General features: G+C 70.5%; 20 protein-coding genes. 14 read left to right on the forward strand and 6 right to left on the reverse strand.

All coding sequences use genetic code 11. The annotated features are described in order from the left end of the window. The first annotated feature begins 11 nt into the window (after nt 1-11). The 3 genes from MFF64_RS25420 to MFF64_RS25430 are packed head-to-tail and all read left to right on the forward strand — an operon-like array spanning nt 12 to nt 1,614. Nucleotides 12-380 (forward strand): DUF29 domain-containing protein, encoded by a 369-nt coding sequence (locus tag MFF64_RS25420; protein ID WP_099898543.1) that lies wholly within the window; start codon nt 12-14, stop codon nt 378-380. An 18-nt stretch (nt 381-398) separates the two neighbouring features. Continuing rightward, nucleotides 399-935, forward strand: a complete 537-nt coding sequence (locus MFF64_RS25425; protein ID WP_099898540.1) for an urease accessory protein UreE — start codon at nt 399-401, stop codon at nt 933-935. Next, a complete protein-coding gene (locus MFF64_RS25430; protein WP_238192733.1) occupies nt 928-1,614 on the forward strand; it encodes an urease accessory protein UreF in 687 nt (228 codons plus the stop codon). The genes MFF64_RS25425 and MFF64_RS25430 overlap by 8 nt, the downstream gene beginning before the upstream one ends. A gap of 115 nt (nt 1,615-1,729) precedes the next feature. Here the strand turns inward: MFF64_RS25430 and MFF64_RS25435 are convergent, their stop codons facing one another. Continuing rightward, a complete protein-coding gene (locus MFF64_RS25435; RefSeq protein ID WP_238192734.1) occupies nt 1,730-3,133 on the reverse strand; it encodes an amidase in 1,404 nt (467 codons plus the stop codon). A gap of 210 nt (nt 3,134-3,343) precedes the next feature. On the opposite strand from MFF64_RS25435, the gene MFF64_RS25440 reads away from it, so the two are divergent. After that, on the forward strand, nt 3,344-4,342 hold the full coding sequence (locus MFF64_RS25440) for a helix-turn-helix domain-containing protein (protein ID WP_099905984.1): 999 nt from the start codon (nt 3,344-3,346) through the stop codon (nt 4,340-4,342). Between the two features lie 7 nt (nt 4,343-4,349). On the opposite strand, the gene MFF64_RS25445 is transcribed toward MFF64_RS25440, so the two are convergent. Together MFF64_RS25445 and MFF64_RS25450 are read right to left on the reverse strand one after the other, a co-directional pair. Continuing rightward, nucleotides 4,350-4,673, reverse strand: coding sequence for a YnfA family protein (locus MFF64_RS25445; protein WP_099905986.1), 324 nt, complete (start codon nt 4,671-4,673; stop codon nt 4,350-4,352). A gap of 39 nt (nt 4,674-4,712) precedes the next feature. Then, nucleotides 4,713-5,711, reverse strand: coding sequence for an SDR family oxidoreductase (locus tag MFF64_RS25450; protein WP_099905987.1), 999 nt, complete (start codon nt 5,709-5,711; stop codon nt 4,713-4,715). Nucleotides 5,712-6,247: 536 nt separating this feature from the next. Here MFF64_RS25450 and MFF64_RS25455 point away from each other — a divergent pair. The 6 genes from MFF64_RS25455 to MFF64_RS25480 are packed head-to-tail and all read left to right on the forward strand — an operon-like array spanning nt 6,248 to nt 11,662. Next, nucleotides 6,248-7,585 carry an ABC transporter substrate-binding protein gene (locus MFF64_RS25455; RefSeq protein WP_238192735.1) on the forward strand — a complete coding sequence of 446 codons (1,338 nt, stop codon included), beginning with the start codon at nt 6,248-6,250 and terminating at the stop codon, nt 7,583-7,585. Nucleotides 7,586-7,589: 4 nt separating this feature from the next. Continuing rightward, nucleotides 7,590-8,522: a branched-chain amino acid ABC transporter permease gene (locus tag MFF64_RS25460; RefSeq protein WP_099905989.1), complete on the forward strand. Its 933-nt coding sequence runs from the start codon at nt 7,590-7,592 to the stop codon at nt 8,520-8,522. A 31-nt stretch (nt 8,523-8,553) separates the two neighbouring features. Next, the gene (locus tag MFF64_RS25465) at nt 8,554-9,486 is read left to right on the forward strand and encodes a branched-chain amino acid ABC transporter permease (protein WP_099905991.1); all 933 of its coding nucleotides are present in this window, start codon (nt 8,554-8,556) and stop codon (nt 9,484-9,486) included. Then, entirely contained in the window at nt 9,483-10,253 is a 771-nt protein-coding gene (locus MFF64_RS25470) for an ABC transporter ATP-binding protein (protein WP_238192736.1), read from the forward strand. The genes MFF64_RS25465 and MFF64_RS25470 overlap by 4 nt, the downstream gene beginning before the upstream one ends. Beyond that, entirely contained in the window at nt 10,240-10,896 is a 657-nt protein-coding gene (locus MFF64_RS25475) for an ABC transporter ATP-binding protein (protein ID WP_238192737.1), read from the forward strand. Before MFF64_RS25470 ends, MFF64_RS25475 begins: the two co-directional genes overlap by 14 nt. A 16-nt stretch (nt 10,897-10,912) precedes the next feature. After that, nucleotides 10,913-11,662, forward strand: coding sequence for an SDR family oxidoreductase (locus MFF64_RS25480; protein WP_238192738.1), 750 nt, complete (start codon nt 10,913-10,915; stop codon nt 11,660-11,662). A gap of 160 nt (nt 11,663-11,822) precedes the next feature. On the opposite strand, the gene MFF64_RS25485 is transcribed toward MFF64_RS25480, so the two are convergent. Together MFF64_RS25485 and mutM are read right to left on the reverse strand one after the other, a co-directional pair. Then, nucleotides 11,823-12,419: a phasin family protein gene (locus tag MFF64_RS25485; protein WP_099907440.1), complete on the reverse strand. Its 597-nt coding sequence runs from the start codon at nt 12,417-12,419 to the stop codon at nt 11,823-11,825. A gap of 322 nt (nt 12,420-12,741) precedes the next feature. After that, a complete protein-coding gene (gene mutM, locus MFF64_RS25490) occupies nt 12,742-13,632 on the reverse strand; it encodes a bifunctional DNA-formamidopyrimidine glycosylase/DNA-(apurinic or apyrimidinic site) lyase (protein WP_099907442.1) in 891 nt (296 codons plus the stop codon). A 201-nt stretch (nt 13,633-13,833) separates the two neighbouring features. Here mutM and MFF64_RS25495 point away from each other — a divergent pair, with 201 nt between their 5' ends. The 4 genes from MFF64_RS25495 to MFF64_RS25510 all read left to right on the forward strand — a co-directional run bounded on the left by MFF64_RS25495 (nt 13,834) and on the right by MFF64_RS25510 (nt 18,382). Beyond that, nucleotides 13,834-14,490, forward strand: coding sequence for a hypothetical protein (locus MFF64_RS25495; RefSeq protein WP_238192739.1), 657 nt, complete (start codon nt 13,834-13,836; stop codon nt 14,488-14,490). Between the two features lie 116 nt (nt 14,491-14,606). After that, a complete protein-coding gene (gene ubiE / locus MFF64_RS25500; RefSeq protein ID WP_099907445.1) occupies nt 14,607-15,365 on the forward strand; it encodes a bifunctional demethylmenaquinone methyltransferase/2-methoxy-6-polyprenyl-1,4-benzoquinol methylase UbiE in 759 nt (252 codons plus the stop codon). Nucleotides 15,366-15,426: 61 nt separating this feature from the next. Next, on the forward strand, nt 15,427-16,926 hold the full coding sequence (gene ubiB / locus MFF64_RS25505; protein ID WP_425324410.1) for a 2-polyprenylphenol 6-hydroxylase: 1,500 nt from the start codon (nt 15,427-15,429) through the stop codon (nt 16,924-16,926). 220 nt (nt 16,927-17,146) lie between these two features. Then, nucleotides 17,147-18,382: an ABC transporter substrate-binding protein gene (locus MFF64_RS25510; RefSeq protein ID WP_099907448.1), complete on the forward strand. Its 1,236-nt coding sequence runs from the start codon at nt 17,147-17,149 to the stop codon at nt 18,380-18,382. Nucleotides 18,383-18,396: 14 nt separating this feature from the next. Here the strand turns inward: MFF64_RS25510 and MFF64_RS25515 are convergent, their stop codons facing one another. Then, nucleotides 18,397-18,636 carry a hypothetical protein gene (locus MFF64_RS25515; RefSeq protein ID WP_099907450.1) on the reverse strand — a complete coding sequence of 80 codons (240 nt, stop codon included), beginning with the start codon at nt 18,634-18,636 and terminating at the stop codon, nt 18,397-18,399. Between the last annotated feature and the right edge of the window lie 87 nt (nt 18,637-18,723).

Consider the following 18,723-nt stretch of genomic DNA (forward strand, 5'->3'; position numbering starts at 1 on the left):
AGGGCTCGACCATGCCCAAGCTCGCCGAGCGGGCGCCGGATGCCGGCGTCTCGCCCGAGACCGACTACTTCCTCTGGACGCAGGAGCAAGCGGCTCTGATCCGGGCCGGCCGTTGGGCCGCGCTCGATCGCGAGGCCCTGGCGGAGGAGATCGCCGGTTTGGGCGGATCGCAGAAATCCGAGATCCGCTCTCGCCTGACCGTCCTCCTGCATCACCTGCTGAAATGGGAGTTCAAGCTCCAGCAGCGGAGATACGGGTGGCGGGCGACGATCGTCGAGCAGCGCGTGAGTCTGGACGACGTCGTGACGATGAGCCCGAGCCTGCGCGCGAGCGGTTCTATCCGGGTCCGGAGGAGCCGGATGTCGTCTGATTATCTTTAGATTGGAATCACACCGCCCATGATCCGCGCCACCCGCGTCATCCGCCGCGACGCCCTCGGCTCCGGCGAGATCGTCGACCGCATCGTGCTCGATTCCGGCGACCGGCACCGCCGCCGCATGGCGATGCGGGGCGTCGGCGGCCTCGCCTTCCTGCTCGACCTGCCCGAGCCCGCTTTGCTCGACGACGGCGACGCGCTCAGGCTCGAGGATGGCCGCCTGGTCTGGGTCGAGGCGGCGCCCGAGCGGCTGCTCGAGATCCGCGCTCCCACCGACCACGCCCTCAAGCGGCTGATCTGGCACATCGGCAACCGGCACATCCCGGCCGAGATCGGCGCGGACGCGCTCTGGATCGCCCACGACCACGTGCTCGCCGCGATGGTCGAGGGCCTGGGCGGCACCGCGACGCCGGTGGAGCGGCCGTTCCGGCCGGAGGGCGGAGCCTATGCGGGCGGGCACGCGCACGATCACGGGCACGATCATGCGGCGGGGAAAGGGCATGGCGGGCACGGGCATCACCACCATCACGGCCACCCGCACGACCACTCCCATGGCTGAGCGGGTCCCGGACGCCCTGGTGCTGCTCGCCTGGCTCTCCCCCGGCTACCCGGTGGGGGCCTACGCCTACTCGCACGGGCTCGAATGGGCGGTGGAGGCCGGGGACGTGCGCGACGAGGCGTCCCTGCGCGACTGGCTCGCCGACGTCCTGGAGCACGGCGCCGGCCGCAGCGACGCGATCCTGGCCGCCCACGCGCATGCCGCTGCGGCGGCGGGCGACGCGGACGCGTTGGTCGCCGTGAACGACCTTGCCCTGGCTCTCAGCCCGTCGCGGGAATTGCACCTCGAGACCAGCCAGCAGGGCCGCTCGTTCCTCGACGCGACCCGCGCCGCCTGGGACGTGCCACACCTCGCGGAACTCGGGCCCCATCTCGACGGGCCGGTGGCCTACCCGGTCGCGGTCGGCGCCGCGTCGGGCGCCCACGGGCTCGATCGCGGCACGGTGCTGGCGGCCTATCTCGCGGCCTTCCTGCAGAACCTCGTCTCGGCGAGCTTGCGCCTCGCCCCCGTCGGTCAGACCGCCGGTACGCGGGTGGTGGCTGCGCTGATGCCCCGGGCCGCGGCCCTGGCGCGAGCCGTGCAAGGGGCGCCGCTCGACGAGGCCGGGACCGGGACCGTGCGGCTCGATCTCGGCTCTTTCCGGCACGAGACGCAGTATACGCGGATCTTCCGGTCGTAACTGTTTGTCGGAGCCCGGTGACGGGCTCTCTGCGTCGAACCGTCGAACCGTCGATCGCACGATCGTGGCGTCAACGGAAAGATGTCTCGGGAAGGGTCGCGGTGCTGGACCGCGACTACGCCAGATCCACCGGCCGCCGCGCGTGCCAATCCGTGACCTGCTGAAAGGCGTGGCCGGCCTGGCACAGCAGCGCCTCCGACAGAGGCCGCCCGACGAGCTGGACGCTGAGCGGCAGCCCGGCGGCGTCGATCCCCGCCGGCAGGGTGATGGTCGGGCTGCCGGAGAAGTTGAACGGCGCGGTGAAGCGCAAGATGCGCAGCAGGACCTCCGGATCCTGGCCGTACTCACCCATCCGGGCGAGGCTCGGAACCGGCACCGGCATGGTCGGCACCAGGAGAAGATCGACCTCCTCGAACAAGGCGGCGAGCGCGCCCGAGAAGTCCAGCCGGTCGTGGTAGACCGCCCCGAGTTCGCGGCCGGTGACGCTCCGGCCCTGGTCGATCAGCCCGGCGAGGTCCGGGCCGTACTCCGCCGCTCGGGCCGGGTAGGTCTCCCGGTGGGCGAGCGCGGTCTCGACCGAGCAGAACGGGATCCAGCCGCGGACCAGCCGGTCGGTCGGCGGCATCGCGACCTCGCGGATGCGCGCGCCGAGGTCGCGCAAGGTCTCCTCCGCCGCGTCGAGGGCCGCCACCACCTCCGGGTCGATTCCCTCGGTTGTGAAGTGCCGGTCGATGCCGATCGTGAGGCCGCGGATCGGCCGGCCGAGGCCGCCGAGATAGTCGTCCACCGGCGCGGCCGAGGCGGTCGGGTCGCGCGGGTCGGCGCCCGCGATGACGCCGAGGATCGCCGCCGCGTCGGCCGCGCTGCGGGCCATCGGGCCGACATGGTCGAGGGAGGCCGCCAGCGGGAACACGCCGTGGCGGCTCACCCGCCCCCATGTCGGCTTGATGCCGGTGAGCCCGCAGGTCGCGGACGGGAAGCGGATCGAGCCGCCGGTATCGGAGCCGAGCGACCCGAAGCACAGCCGCGCCGCGGTGGCCGCGCCCGAGCCGGTCGAGGACGAGCCGAGCCAGTGGCCCCGGCCCCATGGGTTGAGCGGGCCCGGATTGTCGGGGTGGTGACTGGTATAGGCGCCCTCGGTCATCGCGAGCTTGCCGAGGATCACCGCCCCGCCCTGCTCCAGCCGCTCGACCACCGTGGCGTCGGCCTCGGGCACGCGCTCGCGATGGATCGCCGTGCCGGCGCCGGTGGGGGCGAAACGGGTGTCGCACAGGTCCTTGATGCCGAGCGGCACGCCGTGCAGCGGCCCGCGGCTGAGGCCCAGCGCCGTCTCCCGGTCGGCCCGCGCGGCGGCCGCGAGCGCGTGATCCGCCGTGACCGTGGTGTAGCTGCGAAGCTCGCCGTCGAGGGCGTCGATGCGCGCGAGCATCGCTGTCGTCACCTCGACCGCGCTCACCTGTCGCCGGCGGATCGCCCCGGCGATGAAGACCAGGGATTCGTCGTGCAGGGTCGCGGTCATCGCTGTCCTCCCGTCGTGCGGCCGCATCCTTGCAAAGGGCCCTGCACCCGTCTTGCTCCGACGGGCCACCCTGCTTGGCCTATGATCGTCAGCGCTCGTCATGGCTGGCATCGTCATTGCTTGATCGGGTGCGGACGCGACGCGCATCATGGGTTCGCTCGACGGCCGAAGCCGCTCACGTCCACGCCGTCGATCCGCCGGAGGGACTTCATGGCATCGCTCACCGCCTCGTCGCCATCGGCCTCGTCCCCATCGCCGTCGCCCGCGCCGATCACCACCTTCGACACCACCGTGCTCGCCGAGAAGTACCGCTTCTCCTACTGGCGCGACGCGATCTGCGCCCATTTGAGCCCGTCGGAGACGATGCGGAAGATCGACGACGCACCGTTCGCGGCGCGGCTGCGCAAGGTGGCTCTGGGCAAGGTGAATGTCTGCGACATCCGGTTCTCGCCGATGGAGAATCGCCGCGACGCGGCCTGCCTGCGGCGGATGCCGGACGACGACGTGTTCGTCGCGCTCATGAAGACCGGCACCGGCCGGCTGGTGCAGGACGACCGCTGCGCCCTTCCGGCCGTCGGCGACCTGGTGGTCTACGATTCGGCCCGGCCGTTCCTGTGGGAGTTCGAGCAGGACACCCGGATGATCGTCGCCCGCATCGCCCGGCGGCAGATGGCGGCGCGGCTGCCCGACTTCGAGCACCTGGCCGCGCGGATCATCCGGCCCGACCAGCCCCTCGCCTCGACCATCGCCCACACCCTCACCGACATCGTCGAGCTCGAGACGCCCCTGAGCGAGAGCTGCTCGCAGCGCCTCGGCAACTCGTTTCTCGAGCTGCTCACCGCCTCGCTGGAGGCGAGCCTGACGGCCCCGGGGCGCAAGGTCGCCGACGACGATCTGGTGCGCCAGGCCAAGACCTTCCTGCTCGCCCATATCGAGGATCCCGACCTCGACCTCTCCACGGTGGCGAACCGCCTCGGCGTATCCCTGCGTACCCTCTGCCGCGCCTTCGCGGCGGACGGAACCACGGCGATCCGGTGGCTCTGGCAGCAGCGGCTGGCGCTCGCCCACCGGCTTCTCGAGGAGGGCCAGGCCCGCAATGTCGGTCAGGTGGTGATGCAATGCGGCTTCAGCGACTTCTCGCATTTCAGCCGCGCCTTCAAGAAAGCCTACGGGGTGATGCCGAAATCGGTGCTGCGGGCGGCGGGCTGAGCCGGCGCTATCCCCGCGGCGCCAGCACGATCACCGCCGCTCCGGCGAGGCACAGGGCGGCCCCGGCGCAGTCGAACCGGTCCGGCCGCTGCCCTTCCGCGCCCCACAGCCAGGCGAGCGACGCCGCGATGTAGATGCCGCCATAGGCCGCGAAGGCCCGGCCGGCGGCGTCCGACTCGGTGAGCGCCAGCAGGAACGCGAAGGCACAAAGCGCCAGGATCCCCGGCAGCAGCCAGAGCGGCGAGGCGGCGAGCCGCCACCAGGCCCAGACCGAGAAGCACCCGGCGATCTCGGCGAGGGCGGCGGCGGCGTACAGGAGGAAGGTCGGCATGGCGGGGCTTCTCCCACGCCATGCCGCACCCGGAAAGCCTCAGGCCCGCCGCTTCATCAGCGCCGCCGCCGCGAGGCCGACGCCGGCCATCACCGCGCCGGTAGTGAGCGGGTGGAGCTTCGCCCTCGTGTAGGTGCTGGTGTGGCGCACCATCCCCGGATGGTCGCCGCGCACGTGGCCGTCCTGGGTCGGCTGATGGAGCGCGCCATGCGGGTCTCGCGGCGGCTCGGCGCGGAGCTGCTGGCCCGCCATCACGCTGCCGAGGCGGTCGAAGGTGCCCGGCGCGAGCTTCTTCAGGCCGGTCATGGCGCGACCGCCGCCGCCGACGATGATCTCGCGCTGCGGGTAGACCGCAGCGTGCAGGATCGCGTGGGCGACCTCGTCCGGGTGGTAGACCGGCGGCGGCAGCTTCGGCTCGCGGTCGAGATAGTTGCGGGCGTGCTGCGGGAACGGCGTGTCGATCGCCGCCGGCTTGATCAGCGTCACCGAGACGGGGGCCCGGTCCTGCTCCAGCTCGGCCCGGAGCGCGTCGGTGAAGCCGCGGATCGCGTGCTTGCTCGCCGAGTACATGCCCTGGAGCGGGATCGCGAGGTCGGAGGCGATGCTGCCGAGATTGATGATCGCGCCGCCGCGCCGGCGCAAGGCAGGGGCCGCCACGAGCGAGCCGTAGACCACGCCCCAGAAGTTGGTCTGGAAGAGGCGGTCGTGGTCCTCGTCCGAGACCTCCTCCAGGCGGCCGTAGATCGAGATGCCGGCATCGTTGACCCAGGTGTCGAAGCCGCCGAAGCGCTGCACCGCCTTGTCGGCGATCGCCTGCACGTCCTCGCGTCGGCCGACATCGGCGACGACGTGGGTCGCCTCGCCGCCCGCCGCCTCGATCTCCTCCTGGATCGTCGCCAGCGCCTCGGCGTTGCGCGAGGCGAGCACGACCCGGGCGCCGGCCCGCACCGCCATGCGGGCGGTGGCGAGCCCGATGCCGCTGGATCCGCCGGTGATGACGATCACCTGCTGGTCGAGGGGCTTGTGGGCGTGGCTCATGGAATCCTCCGTACAGGATGGGGGTATCCAGGCCCTAACGATGGTGGGCCGCCTTCGTTCATTCGGGTGCGCCGGCATGGATGCAGGTGGCGTTCCGCGACCGATTCGGCCTCTCTCCCCCCTTTTGCGGACGATTGGAGCGTCAGGGGAAGCAGAACCGGGATCCAGCACAAGGAATCGCGAAACGGCCGTATGCCCGTCGCGTTGCAAAGATAGAGCCGCTTCGCGGCGCTTTCCCTACGGGATCCCGGCGTTCCTTCCGCTTCGCTGCAGTCGTCCGGGAAGGGGCGCAGTAATTGTCTGGATCGAGGCTCAGGTGACTTTCTGCCCGATCGCGATCTCGCCTCTGTCGCCACGCACCGCTCCGCACCACGACGAAGCCGCACCCGCCCGTCCCATATCTCGATCCTCTGGCACGAGCCCGAACAAGCTATTGGACACGAGGACACCAGGCCCCCATGATCCTGCTCGCGACGAGGCACCCGACGCCAAACTCCAGAGGGGCCCGTCCGCGCGTGAAATCAGGGAGGAAGCCTATGGCAGGGACGGGGCGTGCCGGTATGGTCACGCGGCGCGAGGCGCTGATCGGAGCGGGCGCGGCGGCAGGAAGCCTGATGCTGCCGGGCGGCGCGGCCTGGGCGCAGGGGGCGAAGCCCGCCGAGCTGAAGGTCGGCATCGCCACCTACCTGTCGGGCCCGGCCAGCGTCTTCGGCGTGCCCGGCCGCCAGACCGCCGAGATGCTGTTCGACGAGATCAACGCCGCCGGTGGCATCGCCGGGGTGAAGGTGCGGCCGATCTTCGTCGACGAGGGTCCGGGCGTCGACCACGTGGTCGGCGAGTACCGCCGGCTGGTGCAGTCGGAGGGCGTGCACCTGATCTTCGCGGCGATCTCGTCGGCCGATTGCATCGCCTGCGCGCCGCTCGCCGACGAGCTGAAGCGCCCGACCCTGCTGTGGGATTGCGGCACCCAGCGCATCTTCGAGGACAACCGCTACAACTACGCCTTCCGCACCCAGGCCAATGCCACGCCGGAGATCCTGTCGGCGCTCCTCTACCTCCTGAAGGTCAAGCCGGACTTCAAGTCGATCGCGGTGATCAACCAGGACTACGCCTGGGGCCGCGATTCCTGGGACATCTTCCGCACCGCGATGAACACCCTGAAGCCCGGGGTGAAGGTCTCGGCCGAGCTGTTTCCGCGCTTCGGCGCCACCGACTTCTCGACCGAGATCACCCGGGTGCTGGCCCTGCGGCCCGACGTGGTCCTGTCGACCTCCTGGGGCGGTGACCTCGACGCGCTGATCCGCCAATCCTCGGACCGCAAGCTGTTCGAGCGCTCGACCTTCGTGATGCCGCTCGCCGAATCCTCGCTCCAGCGCGTCGGCAAGGCGCTGCCGGCCGGCCACATCGTGGGCGCGCGCGGCGACCACTGGTTCCTGCATCCCTCCCCGGCGGACCCGGAGCGGCTGAAGCGGTTCAGCGACAATTACCGCGCCAAGTACAATGCCTGGCCGATCTATCCCTGCTTCCACATGGCGCAAGCCGTCTCGGCGATGAAGGTCGGCATCGAGAAGGCCGTCGCCGCCAAGGGCGGCGGCTGGCCGACCGACGCCGAGCTGGCGGCCGCGTTCAAGGGCCTCGAATTCCCCTCGCCCACCGCCAGCGTGCGCATCCGCGAGGACGGCCAGGGCCTCGAGAACCAGCTCATCGGCACGACGCTGCATTCGGACAAGTACCCCTTCCCGGTGCTCACCGACATGATCGTCTTCCCGGCCGAGACCGTGACGACGCCTGCCGGCCAGAAGAGCGCCGACTGGCTCAAGACGCTGACCCCCGACATGGTGGCGAAGCTCCCGCAGGCGCAGGCGTTCAAGTAGCGTCATGGCCTGGTTGTCGGAGAACGGGATCCTCGTCGGGCTCGCCCTGCTCGACGGGCTGTCCTACGCCGCCGCCGTCTTCATGGTGGCGGTCGGGCTGAACCTGGTGTTCGGCGTGCTGCGGGTGCTCAACGTCGCCCATGGCAGCCTCTACGCCATCGGCGGCTATGCGGCCGCCTCGCTCGGGCTGTTCGCCGCGTCGCTCGGCGCACCGCCCTGGCTCGGTCTGCCGATCCTGCTCGCGGCGTCGGTGCTGGTCGGCGCCCTGCTCGGGCCGGTGATCGAGCGGTTGCTCCTGCGCCGGATGCAGGACCGCGAGCCGGTGCTGCAGCTCCTCGTCACCTTCGCGCTGTTCATGATCCTCGAAGACCTGCAGAAGCTGGTCTGGGGCGTGCAGCCGGTGGTGTTCGACGCGCCGCTCAAGTGGCTCGGCACCGTCGACGTGCCCTTCGGCACGGACGTGATCCCGTTCACCGCCTACCAGCTCTACGTGCTGCCGGGGGTGGCGCTCGCCACCCTCGCCATCCTCGCCTATGTGCTTCGCTACACGCTCACCGGCCGGATGGTCGTGGCGGTCACGGTCGACCGCGAGGCGGCGCGGGCCATGGGGATCGACGCCGCCAAGGTGACGATGCTCACCTTCACGGTGGGGGCCGCGCTGGCGGCTCTCGGGGGGGCGCTCGCCGCCCCCACCGTGTCCCTGGTGCCGGGGGTCGGCGCCTCGACCATCGTGCTGTCCTTCGCGGTGGTGGCGACCGCCGGCCTCGGCCAGATCGAGGGTGCCGCGGTGGCGGCCCTCCTCATCGGCCTCGGCCGCTCCTTCGCGGTCTACGTCGCTCCCGAATTCGAGGTGGTGGTGCCCTACGCCATCATGGTGGCGGTGCTGCTGTTCCGGCCCCAAGGCCTGTTCGGCGTGGCGGAGACCCGGCGGATATGACTTGCGCTCTCACCCAAGGAGGCGTGGCGCCATGACCCGCCGATCGGAAACTCTCCTTGCCCTCGCCGGCGCCGCCCTGATCGTCGTGCTCGCCTACGCGGTGCCGTGGCTGCGCTTCGTCCTCACCATCGCGCTCGCCAAGGGACTGGCGGTGCTCGGCATCCTTCTGCTGCTGCGGGCCGGCCAGGTCAGCTTCGGCCACGCGCTCTACCTCGCGCTCGCAGCCTACACGGTGGCGTTCGGGGCGATGGCCGTGCCGGAGGCGCTGCTGCTCCTGCCCCTCGCGGCCCTGCTCGCCGGCGTTCTCGGCCTGCTGATCGGGCTCTTCGTGGTGCGCTACCGCGAGATCTTCTTCGGCATGCTGAATCTGGCGCTCAGCATGGTGTTCTACTCGGTGCTGGAGAAGTTCTACGCGCTGACCCACGGCGCCGACGGCATCCGGCTCCCGCCGGTCACCGTCCTCGGCCAGCCGCTCGCCGGCGAGACGGGCGAGTGGACGGTGCTGGGCCTCGCCCTCGTCCTGGCGCTCGCCTGCGGCGCCCTGGTGCGGGTGGCGCTGGCCTCGCCGCTCGGCGAAGCGCTCGCCGGCATCAAGACCCGCGAGACGCGGCTCGACTTCATGGGCGTGTCGCCGAAGCGCGTGCTGCTCGCCGCCTACGTCGCCTCCGCCGTGATGGCGGGCTTCGCCGGCGCGATCATCGCCCTCACGACGCGCCACGTCACCCCGGCCCTCAGCTACTGGACCACGTCCGGCGAACTCGTCTTCATCGCGATCCTCGGCGGGTCCGGCAGCGTGATCGGGCCGTTCCTGGGGGCGGCCGCCTACGAGCTGACCCGGGTCTACGCCGCGGCCACCTTCGCCAATGCCTGGCAGATGGTGCTCGGCCTCGTGCTCCTCGGCGTCATCGTGTTCGCGCCGGGCGGCATCTGGGGAATGATCTCGAGCCGCAGGAGGGCCGCATGACCGCTTTGCTCTCGGCCAAGGGCCTGCGCCTCGCCTTCGGCGGCCTCAAGGCGGCCGATGGGATCGACCTCGACGTGGAAGCGGGGGAGTTCCTGGCGATCATCGGCCCGAACGGCGCCGGCAAGACCACTTTCATCAACATGACGACCGGGTACCTCAAACCCCAGGGCGGCACGATCGCCTTCGAGGGCAAGCCGATCCTCGGCCTGTCGCCGCGCCGCATCGTCGGGCTCGGGGTGGCGCGCAGCTTCCAGCTGCCGCAGCTCTTCACCGAGCACACGGTGCTGCAGAACGTGGCGCTGGCGGTGGCGGCCCGCGAGGGGGTGTGGTCGGTGCTCAACCCCTTGCTGCGTCCGCGCTTCCGCGACGAGGCGGCGGAGCTGATCGCGCGCTTCGGCCTCACCCGCATCGCCGAGGTGCGGGCCGACGCCCTCAACGAGGGCGCCCGCAAGCTCGTCGACATCGCGATGGCGGTGGCCCTCCGCCCTCGCCTCCTGATGATGGACGAGCCGACGAGCGGCGTCGCGGCCGCCGAGAAGATGGCCATCGTCGAGACCCTGGTGCGGGTCCTGCGCGAGGCCCGCGTGACGGCGGTGTTCGTGGAGCACGACATGGAGGTGGTCGGGCGCTTCGCCGACCGGGTCGCGGTGTGGGGCCAGGGACGGATCGCGGCTCTGGGACCGCCGTCCCAGATCCTCAACGATCCGGAGGTGCAGCGCACGGTGATCGGCATCGCACCCGTAGGAGGCACACATGCTGCGGCTTGAGGGAGCGGCGGTCGAGATCGCGGGGGCTCCGGTCCTGCGCGGCGTCTCGCTCCAGGTGCCGCCGGGCGGGCGCGTGGCGCTGATCGGCCGCAACGGCGCCGGCAAGACCACGACGCTCCGCGCCCTGATGGGGCTCCTCCCCTTGCAGGCCGGGCGGCTCGTGCTCGACGGGCAGGAGGCCGGGGAGGTGCCGGCCCATCACCGCGCCAGACTCGGCATCGGCTACGCGCCGGAGGAGCGCAAGCTGTTCGGCAGCTTCACGGTGCAGGACAACCTGCTGCTGCCGGCCCAGGTCCTGAGCTTGCCGAAGGCGGAAGTCTCGCGGCGGCTCGACGCGGTCTACGCGCTCCTGCCGGAGCTGAAGGACTTCGCCCCCCGCAAGGCGGCGGGCCTGTCGGGCGGCCAGGGCAAGATGGTGGCGCTCGGCCGCGCGCTGATGGTCGGCACGCGGGCGGTCCTCCTCGACGAGCCGTTCCAGGGCCTCGCCCCGGCGCTCGCCCTTCGCTACGCCGAGGCCCTGGCGCGCCTGCGCGCTGCGCTTCCCGACGTCGCGATCCTGATCACCGAGAGCAGCCCGGACCTGCTGCGGGCGCTGGTCGACACCACCATCCAAATCGAGCGCGGCGAGATCTCGGCCGCCTGATGTTAAGGAGTTGTCCATGAGACTCAACGGCAAGGTCGCGATCGTCACCGGCGCCGGCGGCGGCTTCGGCGAGGGCATCGCCAAGCGCTACGCCGAGGAAGGCGCCAAGGTCGCGGTGCTCGACCTGCGCGGCGACGCCGCCGAGCGGGTGGCGGGCGAGATCGGCGCGGCGGCGATCGCCATCGCGGCGGATGTCGGCAGCGCCGAGGACGTGCAGGCGGCGGTGCGGCGCACCACCGAGGCGTTCGGCACGCCGCACATCCTCGTCAACAATGCCGGCACCACCCATCGCAACCAGCCGCTGATGGATGTCGACGAAGAGGTCTTCGACCGGGTGTTCCGCGTGAACGTGAAGTCGATCTTCCACTTCGTCCGGGCGCTGGCCCCGGCGATGCGCGACAATGGCGGCGGCGTGATCCTCAATGTCGGCTCGACCGCCGGCATCCGGCCGCGGCCGGGCCTGACCTGGTACAACGCCTCGAAGGGGGCGGTGAACCTGATGTCGAAGTCGCTCGCCGTCGAGCTGGCGCCGTGGAAGATCCGCGTCAACGCGCTCTGCCCGGTGATGGGCGAGACAGGCCTGCTCGAGGCCTTCATGGGGGTGCCGGACACCCCGGAGAACCGCGCGAAGTTCGTCGCCACGATCCCGCTCGGCCGGATGTCGCGCGCCTCCGACATCGCCAACGTGGCGCTCTTCCTCGCCTCCGACGAGGCCGAGTTCATCACCGGCGTCGAGATGCCGATCGACGGCGGCCGCACGGTCTGATCCGCCAAGCATCGTTCCGCCGCCCGCAACCGGCCGGTGCCGGAGCGGTCACCGGTTCGGCGGCGACAATGATGGTAAACCAAGATCCCAAGCAGAGTTGCGCGATGCGACCCTGCTTGGGGCCCGCGCCCCCCGGTCCGGGAGCGCGGGCCCGCTCGCGTCAGCGAGAGGCCGGCAGCGGCTTCACGCTGGCACAGATCTTCCCCACCTCCTCGAAGGAGCGCAGGGACGTCTCGGCGATGGTGCGGGCATCCTCGACCAGGCTCTGCACGTTCTCGCGCATCATCTCGCTCTGGAGCATCGAGAATTCCTGCATCGTGCGCGCGCCGGCGAGGCGCTTGAGCCCTTCCAGGTTGCGCTGCCAGCGCTTCTGACCGAGCTCGACGGAGCTGCGCCAGGCATCCTGCAGGGCGTGGTTCATCACCGTGCCGCAGCGGCTGACGGCCTCGGAGTTCTGCCGGGCCTGCTCGGCGAACCGCGCCCCGTCCTCGCTGCCGACGCCCATGGTGCGCTGCAGTTGCTCGTTGAACTCCCGCGCCGTGCGCGAGACCGTCTCGACGCCGATCTGCACGATCTGCTGCGCGGTGTCGGCGGTTCGTCCTTGCAGCGCCCCGGCCTTGTCGATGCTGTCCTTGGCGATGTCGGCCATCTTGGACGCCTGCGCGGCGCCGTTCTCGATTCCGTTGGAGGTGCCGTCGAGAGCGCCCTTCATCGGCTCGGTCTTCTTGGACTGTTCGGATTGCTGGGTCGTCGCCATTTCGCTTCTCCTGGTCTCTGCCAATCGATGCGCTTCAGCCCCATTCCTCCCCAGGATGGAATTCGTCTCAGGATTTTCGTTGATTTTGCTTTACTTCAGCATCGCTGTTCTTGATTTTTTGCGGTGCAACGTGCTTAAAATACAACTGGGACGGGCGTGCGATAACATAAGATACGATCGGAAATTTCGAGGAGGGTCGGGATTACGATCATCGTGTCCTGTCCCATGCACGGGCAGGCGCCTCTCTTGGCGCACGGAGAGGGGCGAGGCGCACAACCCTTCGTGTGGACCAGTGTACAGGCGATCGGGGGGCGATCCGTCCTCACCGCGGCTGGCACGTCTCACAGAAGAACGTCGACCGCCCCGACTGCACCAGCCGCCGCACCACGCCGCGGCAGCCCTTCGCCGTGCACCCCAGTCCCTCCCGGTCGTAGACCCGGAAGGCGTGCTGGAAGGCGCCCTGGCTGCCGTCGGTATGGACGTAGTCGCGCAGGGTCGAGCCGCCCGCTGCCACCGCCTCGGTGAGGACATCGCGGATCACCGTGGCGAGGCGCTTGGCCTTAGGGGTCGGCCGGCCGGCGGCATCCGCCAGCGTGCCGGCCGGGGCCTCCGGATGGAGCTTCGCCCGGTGCAAGGCCTCGCAGACGTAGATGTTGCCGAGGCCCGCGATCAGCCGCTGGTCGAGGAGCGCGGCCTTGAGCGGCGTGCGCTTGCCCGCGAACAGCCCTGCGATCGCCTCGCCCGAGAGTGCGTTGCCGAGCGGCTCGATGCCCATGCCGGCGAAGTGGCGGCAGGAGGAGAGATCGGCGGAAGGCACCAGGTCCATGAAGCCGAAGCGGCGCGCATCGTTGTAGACCACCCGGGCGCCGTTCGAGAGGCCGAACCGGACGTGATCGTGCTTCGCCTGCCCCTGCGCCCCTTCGAGGTAGAAGTCGCCAGGCGAGACCGTGCGGCCATCGGGCAGGTGCACGTCGAAGCGCCCGCTCATCCCGAGATGCATGATCAGCGCCTCGCCGGAGGACAGCTCGGCTACCAGGTACTTGGCGCGCCGCGACAGGGCGGTGACCTCCTGCCCCTTCACCCGCTCGACGAAGCGGTGCGGGAAGGGAAAACGCAGGTTCGGCCGGTTCAGCACGACCTCGCTGAAGCGGGCGCCGACCAGGGCGGGCTCCAGGCCACGGCGCACGGTCTCGACTTCGGGCAGTTCTGGCATGGCATCCTGGGACGCGGGCGCGGAGCCCGGTCCCGTGAGATGGGGGCGCCGCACCGGTTTCGCCAAGGCGGCCCTGAGGTTTCGCTACGTCCGATCGCCGTCGTTCACCTGACCTTAGGTTAGAATGGATAGGTTGCTGGTCGCCGGCGGCAGGGCTTCGCTCCCGATCACGGCCCGATGCCGCAGACGGCGGAGCGTGCGATGAAGATTGTCCCCACCACCGGGAATGCGGCCCTGCTGATGCTGCAACGGACCGCCATCCGTGAGGAGGCCGGCTTGCCGCACGTGACCCCCAGAAGCCTCGCGCCGCAGGACCCGACGAAGGACCCCCTCGCCGCCGGCCCGGGCGCCGACCGGAAGGCTCGCGCCGCGGCGACCGCCGCCTTGTTCAGCGTGAACCGCGTGACCGGCGAGACGCTGCTGATGCAGCGCGCCGAGCAGCTGGGCAACGTGCTCGGTGTCGAGCGATCGAAGTACAAGACGTTCGCCGAGTTCAGCGTCGCGATCAGGGAGGCCATGATCACGCTGACCGCGAGGCCGGACGACGGGGCCATGATCAACAGGATCGCCGAGCGGATGAAGCTTGATCCCGAGACGGTCTCGATCCTGAGGCAGCAGAAGACGCCGGACCTGCTGTTCCATCTCATCGAGAAGCACCTCGAACTGGACACGCTCGGCATTTCGCTCACCGGCCTCGTCGCCGCCGCGCAGGACCTGCAGGGCAGCGACGCCGACAGGATCATCGAGATGCTGGAACGCGACCGTGGCCTGTCGGGGAAGGACAAGAGCGGCGAGACGCCCGTCCTGGTCACGACCGACGAGGCGGGGCTGTACCGCGTCGCCGCTGCGGAAGCCTGAGCCCTCGCCGGTACAGCCGTGGGCGCGACGAAGCGCACCCCTCGAACGCGCTGCGTAAGATGGTGCTTTCCCCTCACCTTCGCTATGCAGGCCGCCACGACAGGGGACCTGAAGGCATGGCCGGCGACGAGACCAGCACCGATTTCGGCTTCGAGCGCGTCAGGCTCGCGGAGAAGCAGGACCGCGTCAACGAGGTCTTCCGCTCGGTGGCCAAGCGCTACGACCTGATGAACGACCTGATGTCGGGGGGCCTGCACCGGGCGTGGAAGAGCGCCTTCGTGTCGACTTTGCGGCCCTCGCGCACCCGGCCGTTCCGCCTGCTCGACGTCGCCGGCGGCACCGGCGACATCGCGTTCCGGACGCTCGAGGCCGGCGGGCCCGACACCAAGGTCACCGTCCTCGACATCAACGAGGCGATGCTCGGCGTCGGCCGCGAGCGGGCGGGCCATCGTTACGGCTCGCGCATCGATTTCGTCGCCGGCAACGCCGAGTCGCTGCCCCTGCCCTCGGAGACCTTCGACGCCTACACCATCGCCTTCGGCATCCGGAACGTGCCGCGGATCGAGCTGGCGCTCAAGGAAGCCCACCGGGTGCTCAAGGTCGGCGGGCGCTTCCTGTGCCTCGAATTCTCCCACGTCGACGTGCCGGGGCTCGACAAGATCTACGAGGCCTACTCGTTCAAGGTCATCCCGCGCCTCGGCTCGCTCGTTGCCGGCGACAAGGAATCCTACCAGTACCTCGTCGAGTCGATCCGCCGCTTCCCGACCGCCGGGAGCTTCGCCCGGATGATCGAGGAGGCCGGCTTCGGCCACGTCACCCACCGGCCGCTCTCGGGCGGCATCTGCGCCATCCATTCCGGCTGGAAGCTCGCGTGAGCCGCCGCCCGTGCTGAGCCTCGTCGCCCACCTCGCGCGGGGCATCCATGTCGGCTGGGTGATGGCCCGCGAGGGCGCCCTCGCCTTCGTCGACGCCGCCGAACTGCCGCCCCACCTGCGCCTCGTCCTACGGCTCGGCCGCAAGCTCGAGCGCCCGGGCCTCGGCCCGGGCCGCCTGCCCGCCGCGCTGACGCGGCTCGGGCCGTCCTACGTCAAGTTCGGCCAGTTCCTGGCGACCCGGCCCGACATCGTCGGCATGGCGGCGGCCCGCGACCTCGAGCGACTGCAGGACCGGGTGCCGCCCTTCCCGCAGGCGGTCGCGGTCGCGACCCTGGAGGGGACGCTCGGCAAGCCGCTCTCCGAGCTGTTCACCTCGTTCAGCGAGCCGATCGCCGCCGCCTCGATCGCCCAGGTCCACAAGGCGCATCTGCGGGAGCCCGACGGCACCGAGCGGGTGGTCGCGGTCAAGATCATGCGGCCGGGGGTGCGCGAGCGCTTCGCCCGCGACATCCAGGCGATGCGCTTCATGGCCCGGGTGGTCGAGGCCCTGCGCCCCGAGGCCGAGCGCCTGCGCCCGCGCGAGGTGGTGGAGACGCTGGCCCGCTCCGTCGCGATGGAGATGGACCTCAGGCTCGAAGCCGCCGCCCTCTCGGAGCTGGCCGAGAACATCAAGGACGACACCGAGTTCCGGGTGCCGCAGCCGGTCTGGGAGCTGACGGGCCGGGACGTGCTGGCGAGCGAGTGGATCGACGGCATCCGCCTCAACGACCGCGAGGCGATCGTGGCGGCCGGCCACGACGCGGCAGCCCTCGGACGGACCGTGATCCAGTCCTTCCTGCGCCACGCGATCCGGGACGGCTTCTTCCACGCCGACATGCACCCGGGCAACCTGTTCGTCGATCCGGCCGGACGGCTCGTCGCGGTCGATTTCGGCATCATGGGAAGGCTCGGCCTCAAGGAGCGCCGCTTCCTGGCGGAGATCCTGCTGGGCTTCATCCTGCGCGACTACCGCCGGGTGGCGGAGGTGCATTTCGAGGCCGGCTACGTGCCCTCGCACCACTCCGTCGACGATTTCGCGCAAGCCATCCGGGCGATCGGCGAGCCGATCCATCAGCGCCGGGCCGACGAGATCTCGATGGCCAAGGTGCTGACGCTGCTCTTCGACGTCACCGCGCTCTTCGACATGAGCACCCGCACCGAGCTGGTGATGCTCCAGAAGACTATGGTGGTGGTCGAGGGCGTCGCCCGCTCGCTCGACCCGCGCCTCGACATGTGGACCACCGCCGAGCCGGTGGTGCGGAGCTGGCTCGCGCGCAACCTCGGGCCGATCGGCCGGGCCGACCAGGCGCGCCGGGCGGTTCTGACGCTCGCCGACGTGGTGGCGGACGTGCCCGACCTCGCCCAGCGCGCCAAGCGCGTGCTGGTGCGCCTCGACGAGGAGGGCCTGCGCGAGGTGTCTCGCGTGGAGCGCCGCATCCGGATCGAGACGAGGCGGATGGTGTGGTCGACCCTGGCCTGGTGGGTGATCGCCGGGTCGCTGGTGGCGATCGCTTTGCGGTAAAGGTGGAAGAACCAGCATCCGCTTCTTCCGCTTCTCTCCGTCATCCCGGGGCCGCGTCGCGGATCCCGGAGTGACGGTGGCAGGTCGGTGGTTGGCGATCCGCGCTGGCACTCCCCTACCCTATCGGGGCTTGCGCCCGGCCGCTCCGCCCCCTCTGATGGGCCCCGGGGCGCCACGATCCGCTCGACCAGAAGCGGACGCGCCCGGGAGAACGCCCTTCATGCCCTTCACCGCCCTCCGCGCCACGTTGCTCACCGCCGCGGCTCTCTGCGCCCTTGCCGCCCCGGCTCCCGCCGCCGAGCCGCGCCTGAGCGACGGCAAGGTCAAGCTCGCCGTGCTCAACGACATGTCGAGCGTCTACGCCGATTCCACCGGCCGCGGCTCGGTGATCGCCGCCGAGATGGCGGTGAAGGATTTCGGGGGCACCCTCGACGGCAAGCCGATCGAGGTCGTCTTCGCCGATCACCAGAACAAGCCCGACGTCGGCTCCAACATCGCCCGGCAATGGTACGACCGCGACGGCGTCGACGTGATCCTCGACGTGCCGACCTCCTCGGTGGCGCTCGCGGTGCAGCAGATCGCCAAGGAGAAGGGCAAGGTGCTGATCGTCTCGGGCGGCGGCACCTCGGACCTCACCGGCGCGCAATGCTCGCCCACGGGCATCCACTGGACCTACGACACCTACGCGCTCTCCCACGTCTCCGGCAGCGCCGCGGTGAAGAAGGGGCTCGACACCTGGGCCTTCGTCACGGCCGACTACGCCTTCGGCCACGCGCTCGAGCGCGACGCCATCGCGGAGGTGAAGCGCTCCGGCGGCAAGGTGCTGTCCACCGTCCGCGCGCCCTTCGCCACCGCCGACTTCTCGTCCTTCCTGCTCCAGGCGCAAGGGTCCGGCGCCAAGCTCATCGCCTTCGCCAATGCGGGCGGCGACACCGTCAACGCGATCAAGCAGGCGCATGAATTCGGCATCGTCCAGGGCGGCCAGACCTTGCTGGCCTTGCTCATCAACATCGACGACGTCCACAGCCTCGGCATCGAGGTGGCGCAGGGCCTGCTTCTGACAACCGCGTTCTACTGGGACCGCACGCCGGAGACCCGCTCGTTCGGCAACCGCTTCAAGGAGAAGGCCGGGCTGATGCCGACGATGCACCAGGCCGGCGTCTATTCCTCGGTGCTGCACTACCTCAAGGCCGTGCAGGCGGCCGGCACCGACGACGCGAAGACCGTGGTGGCGAAGATGCGCGAGATGCCGGTCAACGACATGTTCGCGACCAACGGCCGGATCCGCGAGGACGGCCGCATGGTCCACGACATGTACCTGATGCAGGTCAAGACGCCGAAGGAGTCGACCGGCGAGTGGGACCTCTACAAGCTCGTCGCCACCGTGCCCGGCGACGAGGCGTTCCGGCCGCTCGCCGAGGGCGGCTGCCCTCTGGTGAAGGCAGCGGCGAAGTAGGGCCTGGCCCTCGGTCAGCGCTGCATGTTGCGCAGGCGGCAATAGCCGCCATTGTCCTGGTAGCCCGCGGGGCAGCGCCGCACGCAAGCGCCGGCCGCGAATTTCAGCGGCGGCCGGCAGAACTGTCCGCGGCCGGTTTGCCTGCGCTGGTACTGGTAGTCCTGCGCCGGCCCGGCCGCCGCGGGTACGGGCCAGCCGAGCGGCAGGGCGACGGCGAGGGAGAACAGGGCGAGGCAGGTCAGGCGGGTGGGCATCGGGGGCTCCGGGTTGACGTTGCCGGGACAACTTCCGCTGCGGCAGGAAGTTCGGGACGAGTGCCCGTGCCAGCGGGCCGATTTCCC

It is taken from the genome of Methylobacterium frigidaeris, assembly GCF_022179185.1.
In the GTDB taxonomy this organism is placed as follows: Bacteria; Pseudomonadota; Alphaproteobacteria; order Rhizobiales; family Beijerinckiaceae; genus Methylobacterium; species Methylobacterium frigidaeris.